We start from the raw sequence: 1,014 nt of genomic DNA, 5'->3' as shown, positions 1-1,014 counted from the left end.
GCGCGTCGATGGTGCTCAACGAGCGGCTGCTGGAGTCCTCGGACGCCGAGACGGTCCACGTCTCCGCGGAGACGGGGCTCGTCGCCGTCGAGGACCGCGAGCAGCGCCGCGTGTACGACCCGGTGACGGGCGACGAGGACGACATCCACGAGCTGGAGGTCAGCTACGCGTTCAAGCTCCTGCTCGACGAGATGATCGCCCTGGGAATCCGACCGAAGCTCGAACTGGAGGACGCGATTTAGATGTCAATGCAAACACCGAAAGTGCTCGGCGGGATCGACTTCGGCCTCATGGACCCGGAAACGTACCGGGACATGTCGGCGACGAAGGTGATCACGGCCGACACGTACGACGACGACGGCTACCCGATCGACATGGGGCTGATGGACCCGCGGCTGGGCGTCATCGACCCCGGACTTGAGTGTCGAACCTGCGGCTCCCACTCCGGCTCCTGTAACGGCCACTTCGGCCACATCGAGCTCGCGGCCCCCGTCATTCACGTGGGCTTCACGAAGCTCATCCGGCGGCTGCTCCGCTCGACGTGCCGGGAGTGCGGCAAGCTCGCCTTGGACGAGGCGCAGCGCGACGAGTTCCGCGACCGCTACGAGCGGGCGCAGGAGCTCGGCGACGACGAGCACGACGTGCTGAAGGCCGCCGTTCGGCAGGCCCGGAAGGCGTCGACGTGCCCGTTCTGCGGCGAGCCGCAGGCGGACATCAAACACGAGAAGCCGACCACCTACTACGAGGTTCAGGACGTGCTCTCGGGCGATTACTCCGAGCGCATCGCGGCCGCGATGCAGCCCGACGAGGAGGAGGACGATCCGGGCACTTCGCCGCAGGAGCTCGCCGAGAAGACCGACATCGCCCTCGACCGGGTCAACGAGATCATGGCCGGCGAGTTCCGCCCGCGCAAGGAGGACCGCCGCGCCATCGAGAAGGCGCTCGACGTCGACCTCACGGAGGAGGACATGAACAAGCTGATGCCCTCGGACATCCGCGACTGGTTCGAGGACA

General features: G+C 66.9%; 2 pseudogenes. Both read left to right on the top strand.

Annotation, left to right across the window (positions count from 1 at the left end):
- Positions 1-242 (top strand): annotated as a pseudogene (locus tag SD626R_RS11925) (DNA-directed RNA polymerase subunit B); the annotation flags it as partial.
- Between the two features lie 21 nt (positions 243-263).
- Positions 264-1,014, top strand: a pseudogene (locus SD626R_RS11920) (DNA-directed RNA polymerase subunit A'); the annotation flags it as partial.

Source organism: Halorubrum sp. SD626R (assembly GCF_001261915.1).
Taxonomy (GTDB): Archaea; Halobacteriota; Halobacteria; order Halobacteriales; family Haloferacaceae; genus Halorubrum.
This window is presented reverse-complemented; position numbering and strand designations above follow the sequence as displayed.